The sequence below is a fragment of the Pseudomonas agarici genome (assembly GCF_900109755.1).
GTDB classification, from domain to species: domain Bacteria; phylum Pseudomonadota; class Gammaproteobacteria; order Pseudomonadales; family Pseudomonadaceae; genus Aquipseudomonas; species Aquipseudomonas agarici.
Genome location: NZ_FOAR01000026.1, coordinates 25,404 through 41,776 on the forward strand (window position 1 = coordinate 25,404; position 16,373 = coordinate 41,776).

Here is a 16,373-nt window from a genome sequence, read left to right on the forward strand (position 1 = left end):
TGCCCCACCCGCATGAACTTATTGCCACCAGTACTCAATCTGCACACCCACGTTGGCGCCATTTCGCGCCCTACCGAAAGCCCCGGTATCGGACAACGCAGAGCCCGCCGCCCACTCGTTGGCCGCCCGCTGCGCTGCTTTGTTCCAACTAGCGTAGGTGTAGTAGAGACGGACTTCGGGACGCGCCCAAAAATCCGCGCCCTTGGGTGACCAGGTCGGGGCGAAGGTAAACTTGCTGAGCTTGCGGGTGCCGCCTGGCGCCTCGACCCGGTCATGGCCCAGCTCGGTAACCAGCTTGAATTGTTCGCTGATGGCGTAGGACGGGCGCACGCCAAGAGACATCCAGGTCTGGCCCTGGCCATCGGGACGAATGTCCTTCTGATAAACCGCCGCAACCTGCCCGCCAAAACGCCGGGTCACCTGCCAATCGAAGAACTCCACCGCGCGGTAGCTTTTGTTGCCGGTATCCAGATGCTTATCGCCGGTGTAGCCCAGGCCGGTGCCCGGCCCCTCGCCGTATTGCAGGGCAAACTTGTTCTTGCCACCCAGGAAGTCGTTGCGCACATGCTGCGCGGTGATCGCCCACCCTCGTTGGGTATCGCCATGCCGAGGGGCATCGATGTAACTGAAACCGAACTCCAGCTCACCCTCGGCGTGGGTCTTGAATCCTGCCACGTTGAAATCATGGCGATTGATAGAATCCTTCTGGTACAGGTTGTCCTTGCGCGAAAACGCATAGCTGTACTTCAGGTCGCCGATCCGCACATCCTCGACACCAGCGCCGGTAGCGCTCTGGTTCCAGTAGTAGAAATCGGAGATATGGATATCGTTTCGCTTGTAGTAACGACGCCCCGTCCACAGGGAACCGCCATTGAGCGACGGCATGTTCGACCAATGCGCGTACATTTGCGGCATACGCGCTGAACCGTGGTCATTGCCCTGGAATCTCAGGTCACGATCGTACTTGTTATAGAGCGAGGCCATGGCATCGACACTGAACACCGAGCCATCGTCGAGCGTCAGCAGATCCTGGCGCAGTTCCAGCTCCCCATAGTGCTCGCACTCATTGCCGAGGCGGTACTTGGATTGTGCGCCCGGTAACTGGAAACAACTTTGCGAACTGCTGTTGAGTGAACTTCCCAACCCGCTACGCAGGTATCCGGAGAACTCCAGGGAGTAAGCAGAGAATGGCAGCCCCAGGGATACACAGCCCACCACAAGGCTTCTATTTATTATTGTTTTCATGAACCACCTCATTATTTTTATTGTGATCAATGCTCAATTGTCAGGCGCAACCTCCCAGCGCACGATGTGGTGCGAACCGTATTTGACGAAGGATTTTTCCTACTTTTCTGACAGATACAGCACAAAAGACTCGTAGGGTCGCAGCAACAATTCGCGACCGTGTGCAGGACAATCCTGATAGTTGCTGATCACCACGCGCAGCTCTTGTCCCGGACTGAAGACTCCCTCAGGCAACAGGACCTCGCAGCTATCGGCGTAAAAGTTATTGATGACCAGCAGACGCTCGCCCTGCCCTTCGCGCACATAGGCCCAGACCCGTGGATGCTCGGGAAGCAACTGACGATAAACCCCTTCGACCATCAGCCTTTCGGTACGGCGCAAGGCCACCAGACGACGATAGTGATGCAGCACTGAGTCAGGCGTTTGTCGCTGTTGCTCGACGTTGATCTGCGCTGCATTCGACGGTACACCGATCCACGGCTGCACCGAACTGAAGCCGGCGTTCGGCCCTGCGCTCCACTGCATCGGTGTACGACCGTTATCACGGGACTTCTGCATGATCGCCGCCATGCTCTGTGCGTCGGACTCGCCGGCTTCACGCTTGATGCGGTAAATGTTCAGGGTCTCGACATCGCGGTACTGGGCGATATGGTCAAAGCCAGGATCGGTCATACCCAGTTCTTCACCCTGGTAGATGTAGGGCGTGCCCTGGAGAAAGTGCAGTGCGGTGGCGAGCATCTTGGCCGAAACCGTGCGGTACTCGCCGTCATTGCCAAATCGCGAGACCACCCGTGGCTGGTCGTGATTACACCAGAACAGGGCGTTCCAGCCGCCGCCAGCCTGCATGCCGAGCTGCCAGTCGGAAAGGATGCGCTTGAGTTCGAGGAAGTCGAAATCGGCGCGCACCCATTTCTCCATGTTCGGGTAATCGACCTTCAAGTGATGGAAGTTGAAGGTCATCGACAGCTCCCGCGACTCCGCACGCGAATAACGGATGCAGTGCTCCAGGCTGGTGGAAGACATTTCACCGACATTGATCAGATCATGACCGGCAAACACTTCCCGATGCATTTCCCGCAGGTACTCATGGACATTCGGACCGTCGGTGTAGAAACGCCGTCCGTCGCTGGCGTCCTCGGGGAAATCCGCCGGTTTGGAAATCAGGTTGATCACGTCGAGGCGAAAACCTCCGACGCCCTTGTCGCGCCAAAAGCGCATCATCTTGAAAACTTCCTGGCGCACCTTGGGGTTGTCCCAGTTCAGGTCGGCCTGGGTGTGATCGAACAAATGCAGGAAATACTGGCCGGTTTGCGCCTCGTACTCCCAGGCGCTACCGCCGAACTTGGACTGCCAGTTATTCGGCTGGTCGCGCCAGATGTAGAAGTCGCGGTACGGGTTGTCCAGGCTGCTGCGGGCCTGTTGGAACCAGGCGTGCTCGATGGACGTGTGATTGACCACAATATCGAGCATCAGCTTGATGCCGCGCCGTCCGGCTTCGGCGATCAACAACTCGCAGTCGGCCATGGTACCGTAGCTCGGGTCGATGGCGTAGTAGTCGCTGATGTCGTAACCGTTGTCACGTTGCGGCGACCCCAGGAACGGAGTGATCCACAGGTAATCGACGCCCAGCCACTTCAGGTAGTCGAGCTTGTCGACCACCCCCAGCAGATCGCCGGTGGCCTGGCCTGCATGACTATGGAAGCTCTTCGGGTAGATCTGATAGATCACCGAATGTTGCCAGTCTTGCATGGGAATTCCCTTGTCGTCAGTGGCGTCGGTATCGGGCTTGCACCTCAAGCGACGCGGTAGCCGGGACGGACGATCTTCACGCTCAAGCCGCAGGTGAGGACAAAAGGCACGACAATCGCGATCAGCATGCCGACAATAAACATCGGGATGAACGACGGAATGATCGAAATGAACCCCGGCAAACCGCCAACGCCGATGGCCGAGGCCAGCACCTGGTTCAGCGAAAGCAACACGCTGGCGAGTGCCGAGCCGATCAGCGCGCAGTAGAACGGAAACTTGTAGCGCAGGTTGACGCCGAACATCGCCGGTTCCGTGATACCGAAGTAGGCGGAGATCGCCGAGGTCGAGGCCATGCCGCGGTCGCGGGCATTGCGGCTCATGTAGAACACGGCGAAGGCCGCGCTGCCCTGGGCCAGATTGGACATAACGATCATCGGCCAGATAAAAGTGCCGCCATGGCCCGAGATCAATTGCAGGTCCACCGCGAGGAACATGTGGTGCATGCCGGTGATCACCAGCGGCGCATAGAGCAAGCCGAAGATCACACCACCGAGCGCCGGCGCCACGTCGAACAGCCAGACCATCCCTTCGGTGATCAGGATCCCCAGGTGGCGGGTCACCGGACCGATGATCGCCAGCGCCAGGACACCGGTGACGACGATGGTGGTGATCGGCACCACAAGCAGTTGAATGGCATTGGGCACTCGCGCCCGCAGCCACTTCTCGATCACGCTCATGACATAGGCGGCCATCAGGATCGGCAGAATCTGTCCCTGGTAGCCGACTTTCTCGATACGAAACCAGCCGAAGATATCGAAGTACGGCAGGCTTTGGCCGTCCAGGCCGGCGACCGCCTTACCGTAGTTCCAGGCATTGAGCAGGTCCGGATGGACCAGCATCAGGCCCAGGACGATACCGAGGATTTCGCTGCCGCCAAAGCGCTTGGCCGCCGACCAGCCGACCAGCGCCGGGAGGAACACGAAGGCCGTGTTGGCCATCAGATTGATCAGGCTCCACAGGCCGTCCAGCGACGGATAGGCCTCGAGCAGCGTTTTGTCGTCGATGAACATGCCCTTGGCGCCCATGAGGTTGTTCACCCCCATCAGCAGCCCGGCAATGATCAGCGCCGGCAGGATAGGCATGAACACATCGGAAAACACCCGCACCAGCCGCTGTATGGCGTGGGTCTTGTCGGCCCCTTTCTGCTTGACGTCAGCAATGGTCGACACCGCCAGGCCCGTGAGCTCGCGCAACGCGGCGTAGACTTTTTCCACCTCACCGGGGCCGATGACGATCTGAAACAGGCCAGCGCTAAAGAATGAGCCCTTGACCAGCTCGATCGCGGACAGGGCGACCTTGTCGACCTTATTCGGGTCTTTGAGCGCCAGCCGCAGACGGGTGACACAATGAGCGGCCTGCTCGAGGTTTTCGGCGCCGCCGAGACTTTGCAGCAGCTCGCGAGCGATATTCGGATAGTCGTGGCTCATACTTTTCTTCCGCTGTTTCTTGTTATTGGAAAGGCTTGGCAGCACATAGAAACAAAAAATACTCGTCTATACGAGTTAAAGCAATAACTCGTATAGACGAGTTGAGCGTTTATTGGCAAACGACCCGACAAATGGACAAAGCTTCGGCCTGCCCTTAAGGTTTCATGCCTTGGGGCACCGCGCCCGCTACGCTATCAGCCGGCGACGTCCAATCCAGAGCGAACACCATGAGCAAATACAACCAGATCTACAACGATCTGCTTGCCAGCATCACCACGGAGCAATTGGAAAAAGGCGATCGGCTGCCCTCGGAAACCGAACTGATGAACCGCTATCAAGCCAGTCGCGGCACGGTGCGCAAGTCTATCGAGCAACTGCAGGAGCGCGGGTTCGCGCAAAAAATCCATGGCAAGGGCACCTTCGTGCTGTCACGCAGCCCCATCGAGTTCCAACTCGGCGGCATCGTCAGCTTCCAGGAAGCCCATGTGAGCATGGGCAGCCATATCGGCACCGAAGTCGTGGAGTTCAGCGAAATCCCGCTGACGGGCGCCCTGCGGGAACGCTTTCAGGCCGAACCCGACAGTCCGCTGATCCGCATCAAGCGGGTGCGGCGCATTGATGGCAAACGGATCATTCTCGATATCAACCATTTCCTCGCCGAGCTGATTCCCGGCCTGACGCGGGACATTGCCGAGCACTCGATCTATGCCTATATCGAGCAGACCCTGCGACTGAGCATCAGTTTCGCCGAGCGCACCATCGAAGCGGAGCGTTGTGGCAAGGACGATCAGCAACACCTGGACCTGGATGGAGCCAGCCATGTGATCGTAGTGAAGAACCAGACCTTCCTGCAGGATGGCCGGCAATTCGAGTACACCGAGTCGCGGCATACCCTGGACAAGTTCTACTTTTCGGACGTGGCCAGGCGCTAGAATCTGTAGGAAATGTTTTCGAGCGAAGGCCAGGCCAGGCGAAAGCAGGCGAGCCAGCGCCGTCGACGGATGCTCAATGAGCATGACGAGCCGACCTTCAACCCCGCATGGGCGAACGCAGATGCATTTCGTACAGAGCCTAAGGCATAAGCGGCGATGCCGAGGTATTGTTGGCGCTTGCCCACTGGGCCAGAAATTTCGCGATCCGGTCCTCAATGTGGCTCTCGACGGTTCGCAATCGGAGCAACGGTATACCGCTCTTCATCAGGATGCTGTTTTTCAACTGATCCCGCGCAGCCTGCAGCGTCGTGTCGTGATACCCACCATCGACTTCAATGACACCCAAAGGTGTTTTTCCTACCCGGAAATAGAGTACGAAATCGCAACTGGCGCGGTTTCTCATGAAGTTTCGCTCGGGCGGCGTCAATGCCTCGTTGTCCGCTGAAACCAACTGATTCAAGCGGATCTGGGCATGGAACGTCATCGCCTGATTGCCTTCGCGAGATAACGCCTCACGCAGCAGCTGTGCGACGATCTGCTCGGACTTGAATCGCGAGTCGCTCGGTCGCAATCGGGCATTGAGCCTTTCCAGGGATTGATCGTATGCCTTGTAGAGCAGATCAAAAGCGCAAATGAGCAGTGAACGATGAATCTGTTGCTCGCCAGCGTAATACTCCATGTAACGCACCAGGGCAGCGATATGACCGTTGTTCTCGGTAAAGACGTCGTCGCCGGTCACTAGCGTAAAGCGAGTCTTGGCTCTCGATACCGCCACATTGACCAGATGTGGATTATCCACAAAACCGAGGTTTCGCTGACTGTATTGTTTTTTATCCAGCACGGTGGAAAAAACAATTTCGTCGCACTCGCGCCCTTGGAATTTGTGCACGGTATTCTTGACGAAATGCTCTGGCAAATGCGTCTGCGAAAGAGCAACCTGCGCTCTGTACGGAGCAATGAATCCTCTGCTGTTGGCATTGTCCCAATCACTCTCGCCATCCCACTTCAGCATTTCGAGCACTGAATCCAACTCTCTAAGGTTGGCATTCTTTCGTGTGTGATTGCCCTGGGCGGTGACGAGCAGCTGCAATGGCTTTTCACCTGAATCGTATGTCATCGGGATAAGCTGGTTGTCGTAAAACTGCTGATTGCAGAACTGGATGATCCTGGGATGGCAACGATAATGCTCCTTGAGCAGCGTCATCGGAACCGAGTCATTGAAAACACTGACGCAGGAATCGAGCAGGCTGTATTTCTCGCAATCATAGGCGTCGGCGGCAGCGGCGATACCCAGTTTCGCCGGGATATGCGGCAATTGTTTGCGATCGCCAACGACAATAAGGTTTCTGGCGCAACCCAATGCCAGTATTCCCGGCACGATGTCCTGCTGCGAAGCCTCGTCGATGATGACATAGTCGAGAAGTGCACCACGGCCGATCGAGTTGATAATGGAATGCGTGCTGCTACCCAAGATCGGGTAGCGTTTCAGAAATTTATCAAAGTTATTCCGATAGCTGTCCGAATCGAATTCCTGGTGGACGCCGGCATGCTGATAAAGATGGTGTTTCAGATGGGCCATCGAAGCGCTGGTCAGCTCCTCCAACAATGTCTTGAAGTTACCTCGCTCCAATACTTCCCGACAGCTTGCCCATGCAGACTTTTTATCCTGTAGCGACCTCTCATAAAAATGTAGCTGCAAGGAATAGATCAGGGATTGACGCTTGCCCCAATCATCGAAAGGCTTCATGCGTAGGATTCTGAAATTCAACAGCAACTCGATCCTGTCCCTTAGCCTGATACGGTTGTGCGCAAGGTGGGTCATATAAGCCATCAGATCCACGCTGCTTTTTGCAGACAACTTGTACTTGCCCAAGGGAACAGGGGCTGTCGCCATGTTCTCGCGCTGCCATTGCAACAGATATTGTTGCTCTATCGTCAACTCATCGATCTCGCCCTGCAACCGCGCCAACTCGTTCTGGGCATGAAGAAACTGCTTCAAGCGCTGGAGAACGGCTTGAATGTGCTGCATATCGGGGGCGGATCCGCTGGCTGCCGAGGGTATGGCCGCCAGGTCGTTGAAAAAGCTTTTGCGATTCTCCGTACTACCCAGCTTGGCAAGCAGATAATCCAGCCCGACTTTGCCTAGCTTTTCATAGACGTTCTCCACCGCCGCATTGTTATTCGACAGAATCGCGACGGTTTTTCCGCGTAATACAATATTGGCGATGATGTTTAATATTGTCTGGGTTTTCCCGGTGCCTGGAGGACCTTCGATCAAGCTGATCTGAGAGCTGAAGGCCCGTTCTACTGCGTCGAGTTGGCTTTCGTTGACGCCGAAAGGGTAGATAAAACCGCCCTCAGACTGCCGCGATTGACTTTGCCCCGTGCAATAGGCGTGCAATGCCGTATCGCCATGGGAGAGCACCTTATCCAATTGGCGCAATACATTCTCGGCGATGGCTTTGTCCTGCGGCGTTGCCCGTTCTATCCGCGCATTTGCCACAGAAACGAAATAGCGAAAGACTGCTTCGTCCTTGAGCGTGGTCTGCGCAACGAACACAACATCATCCAGCTTGTTGACGTAGCTCTTCTGCCCTCCCGGGTATTTAACGACGGCATACTTCTCCCCATAGATATGCGCACTGTCCACGGGATTGAACTCCGCCTGCTTTTTCTGCATGAGAAGCTTTCCCTGTAGCACCTGGGTGGGGACGACTCGGCAAGCGCTCAATGGGCGACTGGACTCCCCGCCCGAGCGAAAATAACAAGTCAGTATCGGCTCTGTACCTTGAGTATTCGGCCGTATCCTCCAGTCACGGAGCTTTCCGGTTTGATCTTCACCATCCATGTAGATAGAAATCATATGATTTTATGCAAAAATTGCTCGGAGGAAGGAAACGTCACAATGGTTTCAGAATATCCCTGGATAGCCTCATTACGCCATTATTCATCCACTCCTGACCTGCGGTGACTCGTCATGGCCGTCGTCGCCATAGGGGCTGGCTGAGTGTTCTTATGCTCCCGCAACAGCCGCAAACCATCCTAGGTAAAAACGGGTTTCGCCCAGCCAATAGCCGATGCGGTCACGCTCGGTCTTGCCGATACGCCGGTCCAGCGGACGCTAGGTCATGTTCACGAGCGTTTCCCGTTCGCCTGACGGGAGGTGATGAGCAAACACTGCTAGAGATGCGAGGGCCGAGCTGAGAAAAAACGGACATCCGAAGAAGGTTAAGTTAAGTGCCGTCCAAATCTGTCCGATTTTTTGACGCCCCGGTCGACCGGGCGACGTCAGCAAATCCCCCGAAATACAACATCAATCCGCGACCATAGACAGTATATGCGGGCCACAAAGGTCTGAAATTACAGCAACTTAATGAATCCATACCTATCGATCTCCACGCTTATAAAGTAGGGTATTTTATCCATTCAATCATTGTCTACACGCTATCCCACAGAGCCATGAGAAACATCATGTCACCATGTACGGAGAAACTTAATTGTCACATCTACATAGCACTATAGACATATGCCTGCTAGCCTGGAATTTCTGAAAGAAAGCACCTCAACCAGCTTTCCACATGATGTCGGAATGATACTTTTCGATCCGATCATAACGTCGGATCAGATGTGAGCTGTTCAAGCGCCAGTATCGTCAGAGGCGAGTTATCACGATTAATTTAATTTTGCGTGAGGACTCAGAAATATTCCATCGCCTATACTCGGGCCCAACGAATAACGAATGGAAGCCAGATATGTCGCAGTCATCTGCTTCACCCAGAGCCAACCATCCACGCTGGCTAAGGCTTACTCATTGGCTCAACGCGTTGGCGGTGCTGGTGATGGTCACCAGCGGTTGGCGTATTTACAACGCCTCGCCGATCTACGAATTCAGTTTTCCCAAGTCGATTACCCTCGGCGGTTGGCTCGGCGGCGCGTTGCAATGGCATTTCGCGGCAATGTGGTTTCTGGCGATCAACGGCCTGATTTACTTGATCTTCAATCTCTTCAGTGGGCGCCTGAAGCGGCGTTTCTTCCCGGTGTCACCCAAAGGAGTACTGCATGATTTGTGGGCGGCCGCGCGCGGAAAGCTCGGGCACGCCGACCTCAATCAATACAATCAAGTGCAACGACTGGCTTACCTGTTCGTGATGGTCGACATCGCATTGCTAGTGCTGTCCGGGCTGGTGTTGTGGAAGTCGGTGCAGTTTCCATTACTGCGTGAACTGCTGTGGGGTTACGAAGGGGCGCGCCGCGTGCATTTCTTCACCATGGCACTGTTGGTGGCCTTCGTGATGGTGCACTTGGTGATGGTCGCGCTGGTTCCGAAAACACTGTTGGCCATGATCGTCACCCGCAAGGAGCAGGTATGAAAAAACGTATCCAGATACCTGGGCTGGACGAGACTTCGATCCTGATCGACGCCCGCAAGATCCTTGCCCCGCAAATCGAAGACCGCTCGCGCCGCTCGTTTCTGCTGCGTGGCCTGACCCTTGGAAGTGTGGCGATGTTGTCCGGTTGCAACATCACCGACAACGAAAGCGTCGACACCGCGTTGTCGTCCATGTCGCGTTTTAATGACCGGGTGCAAGGCTGGCTGTTCAACCCAAACGCGATGGCCCCGACTTATCCCGAATCGATGATCACCCGACCCTTTCCCTTCAATGCCTTTTACGGCATCGATGAAGCGCCGACGGTGGAAGAGGAAAGCTATCGCCTGGAAGTCACCGGCCTGGTCGCCGACAAGCGCAACTGGCGCCTTGAAGAGTTACGCGCCATGGCCCAGACCGAGCAGATCACCCGGCACATTTGCGTCGAAGGCTGGAGTGCGATCGGGCGTTGGGGGGGCGTGCGCTTCAGCGACTTTCTGAAACGGGTTGGAGCCGACACCGACGCCAAATATGTCGGGTTCAAATGCGCCGACGATTACTACACCAGCATCGACATGGCCACCGCGTTGCACGCGCAGACGTTGCTGACGCTGACCTATGACGGCGCGGTGCTGCCGCGCGAATACGGCTTCCCGATGAAGCTGCGCATGCCCACCAAACTCGGCTACAAGAATCCCAAACACATTCAGGCGATTTTCGTCAGCAACACCTACAGCGGTGGCTACTGGGAAGACCAGGGCTACAACTGGTTCGGTGGTAGTTGATCAGTGCCTAATCCTTTCACCCGTCCATAAACCCATGTTCCAAGGAGTATCATCATGAAGAAGTTGACTACCGTTGTTCTGTCCATGTGCCTGGCCGTTGGTGCCGCCAGTGTTTTTGCTGCTGACACTATGAGCCACGACAGCATGAGCAAAGACTCTATGTCCAAAGACGGCATGTCCAAGGATGCGATGAAGAAAGATGCAATGAAGAAAGATGGAATGTCCAAAGACGGTATGTCTAAAGACGGCATGTCCAAAGATGCGATGAAGAAAGATGAAATGTCCAAGGACGCCATGAAAAAAGGCGGAATGTCGCAGTAATTCCGATCACCGCGGTCCCTATGGGACCGAGCCTGAATTGATCACGTTGTAGAAGCTCTGAGCTGATCTGACAGTTACTGGATTTGCGGCCATGACTGTCAGGTCAGATTCACTTGATCATTGTGGCTTGCCAGTTTTCTTTCCCTTCGTAAGCGTCTCGACCGGTCGAAGGAGAGCAAGACGACACAACCTTGACCGCGTATTCGTTGGTTGCCCAGGCAGCAAGCAGAATGCGTCCTTCGCCGTAAATTCCAGTCACCGCAACTGCGCTTCGCGGGTGCGCTGCAGCCCCAGCACGCACAGTGCCGCACACGCCTTCCTCGCCTTCAAGGCATCAGCCAAGCCCGCCCTGGGCGGCCTGCCGCAAGCTCGATTTCAAAGATCGGATTGCACCATCCAAATCTCGGGATCAGGGCCGCCTGCCGTTTTGAGCGAGGGCGTTCCAGCAGGCGTCAGCACATAGCCTTCAGGGTCGCGGCAGACAGGCTACGACGCGCCAGTACCACGAAGATTCGGAGATCCAGCCAGTCGATGTCTGTGCGTTTTTTATCAGCCATTGATCGGAGATAGCTAATTTTCCAGCTCTCGATAGGGACGTACATTCTGGTCAACGCGCAAACATAAAGGAGTTCAACAATGTCAGAGATCAAGAAAGTAGCCATCATCACTGGCGCCTCGCAGAGCATGGGTGAGGGCATCGTGAATGGGTTTCGTGCTCGCGGTTACGGCGTCGTCGCCACGTCGCGCTCGATCCAGCCCTCGACCGATCCAGACCTGGTGACCGTCCGCGGCGACATCGGCGACCCGCAGACAGGCGCACGTCTGGTCGCGGCAGCGCTCGACAGGTTCGGTCGCATTGACACACTGGTGAACAACGCCGGTATCTTCATCGGCAAGCCGTTCACCGAATATACGGAAGAGGACTATCGGCTCAAGCTGAAGACCAATCTCGATGGCTTTTTCTTTACCACCCAGCATGTCATCCCCGTGATGCTTGAGCAGGGCAGCGGCCATGTCGTCCAGATCACGGCGTCGGCGGCGGAATTCGCCGTTTCGAGCTCCCCTGCCTTTATCGCCATGCTGACGAAGGGCGGAATGAACTCTGCCACCAAGAGTCTAGCGATCGAGTACGCCAAGCGCGGCATCCGCGTGAACGCCGTTGCTCCCGGAATCATTCGCACGCCCATGCACGATCCGCAGATCGTCGAACAATTGGCCGCGTTCCACCCCATGAACAAGCTGGGCGAAGTCGAGGACATCGTTCGGGCTGTGCTCTATCTTGAGGACGCCACTTTCTCGACCGGTGAAATCCTCCACGTCGATGGCGGCCTTATCGCCGGTCGCTAACCCAACCCTCAAGGGGAGAGCGCAATGGGTGCGCTCCCCACCTTCTAGGAGAGACATATGCCAATCGTGAACATACTTGTGACCCGTGAGGGTGCGAAACGCACCACCAGCGAGCAAAAGGCCGCAGTCTACAAAGGGGTCGCCGACCTGCTCTTCGACGTCATGGGCAAGCCGCGTGAGGAGACAACCGTTATCTTTCACGAACATGAGATAGACGACCTCGGAAAAGGCGGCCTGCCGCTGGCAGAGTATCTAAGCCGTCACGCTGGGGATCGTCAGAAAGACTCCTGACGTGGGACGCAGAGCGTCTCGGGCAAGCGACACCGGCACGAGACGCCGAAATGACAACGCCCCGAAACATCGGTGAAGACCGGGTGGCCTCCTACAGGCCGCCCACGTCAGCCCGCGCGATCCGATGTCTCCACTACCGGCCCCATTCAGAGGAGTGTCTCAGATGACAACCACGCATGTAGACGCCTATTTCAAGGCGCTGAGCAACAAAGATAATCTGCAGATCCTTCCGCATCTTGCGGAAAACATCGTTCTTCTCGGTCCTATCTTTCCTGAACCCACCGAAGGGAAGGACGCGGTCGCAGAGGTCCTTTCCGGGTTTCTCGAGACCATCGACACCCTGGAGGTCAACCTGAGGTTTACATCGGATCGGGACGTGGCCGTCTTTTTCACTTTCACGTGCAATGGAATCACGGTCAAGGGGAACGAGCATCTGCACCTGGACGAACACGGTCTCATCGACCAGATCGAGGTCGCGTGGCGGCCACTTCCCAGCGCAGTGCTCGTCCAGGAGGTGTTCGCCAACAAGCTGGGCTTCGAGCCGATGCGCCTCGTCCCCGCGTCGGCCACTTAATCCACCACTCTGCCGGGCGATCAGAGGGCCCTCAAGAAAGGGATTTTTTTCGCTAAGACTTCAAGTGCAGCCGATTGCGCCGAGAAAGGCGCAACTGATGAGAGAGCTATATGCTTGAATCCGAGCTTGGAATCGCGGCAAAACTACGCCCTCTCGGGACTTTCGAAGAGTACTTCTGGCTTGTGGAGCGAAAAACGCCGCGCACAATAGTGGTCGTCGCCGCGCTGGAGGGCCCGACAACGATCGACGGGTGGCGAACGGCACTGAATGCACTTCAAGCGCATCATCCAATACTTTCGGCGCGCGTTCGAAAGTCCCCTGGTTTTCGCCCTTGCTTTGTCACGGCTCCTGGCGTCGATCTGCCGCTGGAAGTATTGCCATTCGGCTCCGCCCAATCATTGCTCGACTACTGCGCGAAAGAACTCGAAACTGGTTTCGCCGAGAATGAGCTGCTTTTACGAGCTACCGTCCTGCACGAAAAGCATCGTTCCACGTTAGTGCTGGCTGCCGATCATGTGGCTTTCGATGGCAGATCGCTGGTCTACTTGATCCGCGACTTAATTAGCTCGCTCGCAGGAAAGGATCTGGGAAAGCAAAAGCCCTTTTTGCCTTCGCTAGACGAGTTGCTTGGCTTGCACGGTGCAGACATTTATTCAACGCCCTCACCAGCATACAGCGGGTTTTCCGAACCGATTGAACACCCTGTCACTCAATTGGCAGCTCAACATCAATTGGAGCAAATCTCGTTAGCGCCGCAGACCGTGGCCGCGATAACGGAACGCGCACGCCAAGAACAAACGACCGTTCATGGTGCGCTGACTGCCGGGATTTTAATTGCAGGGCGAGCAAAATCCCAGCGTTGGGCCGAAACAGCGATTCGCTGTGTAAGCCCCATTGACAACCGAAAAATGCTGGGCATCGGTGACATTCCGGGTGTTCTACTGACCCTCGCCCACACCGAACTCGAATCGGCAAAGCCATACGACTTTTGGGATCTGGCGCGACAGGTGAGAAGTGATGTTTCAGCGTTGGGAAACATTCAGGCCGCTGCCCGCAGCTTTGCGCCTTTGCGAGAAACGCTCAGCGCCGAAATGGCCCCCAGCCATATATCAGAAGCGGCTGACCGGCGTGCGCAGGCGTTGATGGTGACCAATTACGGGCGACTTGCGATACCGTCTGAGTATGGGCCGCTGCGCTTGTTGTTCATCCGCCCGATGATAACCAGTGGAGTTTCGCACACGCAGACCGTCTCGCTCGCAACACTCGATGGACTTCTCTGCATGACCAATGTCAGCGCCGAACCCATTTCCGATCTTCTAATAGGGGCAAGAGATCTCATCATTTCGCAGCTGCGCTGAATGCATCCGGAATGATGTGGCTCGGCAGCTTAAGTAACACCTCCTCTTAGCGCACGAAAAAGTCCGTTTATTGAGGGCAGCCTGAATCGCCCCGTACCATGCCGCACAAACACGGCGCTTGGCGATGCACAAAGCCGCCAGAATTTGCCAGACCCAAAAAGCCAAAAATCCGCAATTACGCGGGCTTCAGGGGTATTTTTGCCAATCGCTGCCGGTCTGCCGTTCTATGCGGGATGCGGGATGCCGGATGCCGGATGCCGGATGCCGGATGCCGGATGCCGGATCATTCTCACTCTATTATCAATAACAAATAAAAATAGATATAAATCATTGAATTATAAAATTTATAAGCTCAGACACCTTGAAATATACCATTCCGATCATGGCTGATGCTTGCAGGCATTCCGATCACACACGCCTGTCGATTGGCAAGGCTCATGGTCATCTCTCAACGTGCGACTAACCCAAGCACACGTCGGGCTGGTAATTTGAGCGCAAATTCAGTTAGTGTCTTTGCCTCAGATTTTGTGAATAGCAGGGAGCTACCATGTCCTTTGATGCATTTATGAAGGTTGATGGCGTTGAGGGCGAGTCGCTTGACGATGGGCACAAAGGTTGGATCGAACTGCTTTCATACCACTACGACGCCATGCAGTCCATCAGTCAAACAGCCCGCTCCAGTGGTGGTGCCTCCGCTGGAGGTGTTTCCCTCGGAGACTTCCAAATCAGCAAGTACATTGACCGTGCGACTCCTAAGCTATTTGAGCTTTGCTGCGGAGGGTAGCATATCAAAACCGTGACCATTCGAGTCCATCGTGCCGGGACTGAAAAATTCAAGTACTTGGACATCGTGCTGGAAGAGGTGCTGATCGCGTTGGTCAGCGGACAGGGCGCAGAACAGTCCGGCTTCCCTGTTGAAGTCGTAACCCTAAATTACGGACGTATCAAATTCGAATACTCACAACAGCGTCGTGCCGATGGTGGAAGCGCAGGCATCGTTTCTGGTGGTTGGGACAGGACCGCTAACAAGCCATTTGCGTAAGGAAACGCATTATGTCTGATGATGGAAGTTTTCGCGTCATCCTCAATTTTGCTCAGATGGCTGCAATACTTACGCACGAGTCACTTACACCCGCTGAGATTATGTCCAATCGTATATTTGGAAGCCTTCGGCTTGTCGGCGGGATTATCGAGCTCGCAGGTTCAAGTGTGCTGTGTGCGTTACCTGAGCCAACGATGATTTCAAAAGTCGGGTGCGTTGCAATGGGGGTTCACGCTTCTGATCAACTTTCAGCTGCCTCTACGCAAATTGTGACAGGCCAGCAAACTGACTCATATGCATTCAAAGCTGGAGCGACGGCGGCTGAGGCTTTAGGTGCCTCTCGAGCAACAGGCCAGGTTATTGGGTTAGCTACCGAGTTCGTAGTGCCTTTAACTACTGCATCTATGTACAACGCTTTTCGAGTTTCCTCGGTACGTGCTGGCAGGATGAGCATTACTACAAGCGAGAAGCCACTCCACGCACCAAACAACAGTATCGGCGGACATACTAAGAAGCTCCACTTCCAAAAAGATATTGCAGCACTGCAGTTGCGCTTAAAAAAGGTAAAATCAGCGAGTGTTATGTCTACATTCGAAAAAATGGATATTGCGGAATGGGCAGTAAGCCAGTCACTGAAAGCAAATCGACTTAGAATCTTGATGCATTCTAAAACTCAATTTATTCGCAAGAGCAATCGGCTAATTTTGGATTTTGACGCGAAACAGGTTGTAGGATGGGGTATCCATCGCTCCGCCCAAAATACTCCAGTCAGCATGACAAAGTTGAGAGTTATCATAGAATTCGAAGAATACAACTATATGCCAAGATATATCCTTACTGCCTTTCCGATACTTTGAGGTTTTTGTAATGCGTGG

At 55.1% G+C, this 16,373-nt stretch carries 13 protein-coding genes and 1 pseudogene; 10 read left to right on the forward strand and 4 right to left on the reverse strand.

Going from position 1 to position 16,373, the window contains the following annotated elements; all coding sequences use genetic code 11:
• Window positions 1–18: 18 nt before the first annotated feature.
• The 3 genes from BMX68_RS20340 to treP all read right to left on the reverse strand — a co-directional run bounded on the left by BMX68_RS20340 (window position 19) and on the right by treP (window position 4,481).
• Entirely contained in the window at window positions 19–1,245 is a 1,227-nt protein-coding gene (locus BMX68_RS20340; protein ID WP_026013147.1) for a maltoporin, read from the reverse strand.
• 99 nt (window positions 1,246–1,344) lie between these two features.
• Window positions 1,345–2,994, reverse strand: a complete 1,650-nt coding sequence (gene treC / locus BMX68_RS20345; protein WP_017131730.1) for an alpha,alpha-phosphotrehalase — start codon at window positions 2,992–2,994, stop codon at window positions 1,345–1,347.
• A 44-nt stretch (window positions 2,995–3,038) separates the two neighbouring features.
• On the reverse strand, window positions 3,039–4,481 hold the full coding sequence (gene treP, locus BMX68_RS20350; RefSeq protein WP_017131729.1) for a PTS system trehalose-specific EIIBC component: 1,443 nt from the start codon (window positions 4,479–4,481) through the stop codon (window positions 3,039–3,041).
• Window positions 4,482–4,708: 227 nt separating this feature from the next.
• Between treP and treR the strand changes: the two genes are divergently transcribed.
• Window positions 4,709–5,413, forward strand: a complete 705-nt coding sequence (gene treR / locus BMX68_RS20355) for a trehalose operon repressor (protein ID WP_017131728.1) — start codon at window positions 4,709–4,711, stop codon at window positions 5,411–5,413.
• 139 nt (window positions 5,414–5,552) lie between these two features.
• Here treR and BMX68_RS20360 read toward each other — a convergent pair whose 3' ends face one another.
• The gene (locus BMX68_RS20360) at window positions 5,553–8,276 is read right to left on the reverse strand and encodes an AAA domain-containing protein (protein WP_074862556.1); all 2,724 of its coding nucleotides are present in this window, start codon (window positions 8,274–8,276) and stop codon (window positions 5,553–5,555) included.
• A gap of 889 nt (window positions 8,277–9,165) precedes the next feature.
• On the opposite strand from BMX68_RS20360, the gene BMX68_RS20365 reads away from it, so the two are divergent.
• The 9 genes and pseudogenes from BMX68_RS20365 to BMX68_RS20410 all read left to right on the forward strand — a co-directional run bounded on the left by BMX68_RS20365 (window position 9,166) and on the right by BMX68_RS20410 (window position 16,355).
• Window positions 9,166–9,783, forward strand: coding sequence for a cytochrome b/b6 domain-containing protein (locus BMX68_RS20365; protein ID WP_026013146.1), 618 nt, complete (start codon window positions 9,166–9,168; stop codon window positions 9,781–9,783).
• Window positions 9,780–10,565, forward strand: coding sequence for a molybdopterin-dependent oxidoreductase (locus tag BMX68_RS20370; protein ID WP_017131726.1), 786 nt, complete (start codon window positions 9,780–9,782; stop codon window positions 10,563–10,565). Before BMX68_RS20365 ends, BMX68_RS20370 begins: the two co-directional genes overlap by 4 nt.
• Window positions 10,566–10,619: 54 nt before the next feature.
• A complete protein-coding gene (locus BMX68_RS20375; RefSeq protein ID WP_017131725.1) occupies window positions 10,620–10,886 on the forward strand; it encodes a pentapeptide MXKDX repeat protein in 267 nt (88 codons plus the stop codon).
• A gap of 636 nt (window positions 10,887–11,522) precedes the next feature.
• Window positions 11,523–12,233, forward strand: a complete 711-nt coding sequence (locus BMX68_RS20380; RefSeq protein WP_017131724.1) for an SDR family NAD(P)-dependent oxidoreductase — start codon at window positions 11,523–11,525, stop codon at window positions 12,231–12,233.
• A 57-nt stretch (window positions 12,234–12,290) separates the two neighbouring features.
• Complete coding sequence (locus BMX68_RS20385) at window positions 12,291–12,524, forward strand: tautomerase family protein (protein WP_017131723.1); 234 nt, start codon at window positions 12,291–12,293, stop codon at window positions 12,522–12,524.
• Window positions 12,525–12,687: 163 nt separating this feature from the next.
• Window positions 12,688–13,098 (forward strand): nuclear transport factor 2 family protein, encoded by a 411-nt coding sequence (locus BMX68_RS20390; RefSeq protein ID WP_017131722.1) that lies wholly within the window; start codon window positions 12,688–12,690, stop codon window positions 13,096–13,098.
• A 110-nt stretch (window positions 13,099–13,208) separates the two neighbouring features.
• Entirely contained in the window at window positions 13,209–14,456 is a 1,248-nt protein-coding gene (locus tag BMX68_RS20395; protein ID WP_017131721.1) for a phthiocerol/phthiodiolone dimycocerosyl transferase family protein, read from the forward strand.
• A gap of 547 nt (window positions 14,457–15,003) precedes the next feature.
• A pseudogene (locus tag BMX68_RS25675) lies at window positions 15,004–15,498 on the forward strand (Hcp family type VI secretion system effector).
• Between the two features lie 11 nt (window positions 15,499–15,509).
• A complete protein-coding gene (locus tag BMX68_RS20410) occupies window positions 15,510–16,355 on the forward strand; it encodes an RNase A-like domain-containing protein (RefSeq protein ID WP_017131718.1) in 846 nt (281 codons plus the stop codon).
• Window positions 16,356–16,373 lie beyond the last annotated feature (18 nt).

Excerpts from the sequence above, each read along its gene's own strand:
- BMX68_RS20360 (WP_074862556.1), bottom strand. The coding sequence starts at position 8,276 with ATGATTTCTATCTACATGGATGGTGAAGATCAAACCGGAAAGCTCCGT.
- BMX68_RS20390 (WP_017131722.1), top strand. The coding sequence starts at position 12,688 with ATGACAACCACGCATGTAGACGCCTATTTCAAGGCGCTGAGCAACAAA.
- BMX68_RS20385 (WP_017131723.1), top strand. The coding sequence starts at position 12,291 with ATGCCAATCGTGAACATACTTGTGACCCGTGAGGGTGCGAAACGCACC.
- BMX68_RS20380 (WP_017131724.1), top strand. The coding sequence starts at position 11,523 with ATGTCAGAGATCAAGAAAGTAGCCATCATCACTGGCGCCTCGCAGAGC.
- BMX68_RS20370 (WP_017131726.1), top strand. The coding sequence starts at position 9,780 with ATGAAAAAACGTATCCAGATACCTGGGCTGGACGAGACTTCGATCCTG.
- BMX68_RS20395 (WP_017131721.1), top strand. The coding sequence starts at position 13,209 with ATGCTTGAATCCGAGCTTGGAATCGCGGCAAAACTACGCCCTCTCGGG.
- BMX68_RS20365 (WP_026013146.1), top strand. The coding sequence starts at position 9,166 with ATGTCGCAGTCATCTGCTTCACCCAGAGCCAACCATCCACGCTGGCTA.
- treC (WP_017131730.1), bottom strand. The coding sequence starts at position 2,994 with ATGCAAGACTGGCAACATTCGGTGATCTATCAGATCTACCCGAAGAGC.
- BMX68_RS20340 (WP_026013147.1), bottom strand. The coding sequence starts at position 1,245 with ATGAAAACAATAATAAATAGAAGCCTTGTGGTGGGCTGTGTATCCCTG.
- treR (WP_017131728.1), top strand. The coding sequence starts at position 4,709 with ATGAGCAAATACAACCAGATCTACAACGATCTGCTTGCCAGCATCACC.
- BMX68_RS20375 (WP_017131725.1), top strand. The coding sequence starts at position 10,620 with ATGAAGAAGTTGACTACCGTTGTTCTGTCCATGTGCCTGGCCGTTGGT.
- BMX68_RS20410 (WP_017131718.1), top strand. The coding sequence starts at position 15,510 with ATGTCTGATGATGGAAGTTTTCGCGTCATCCTCAATTTTGCTCAGATG.
- treP (WP_017131729.1), bottom strand. The coding sequence starts at position 4,481 with ATGAGCCACGACTATCCGAATATCGCTCGCGAGCTGCTGCAAAGTCTC.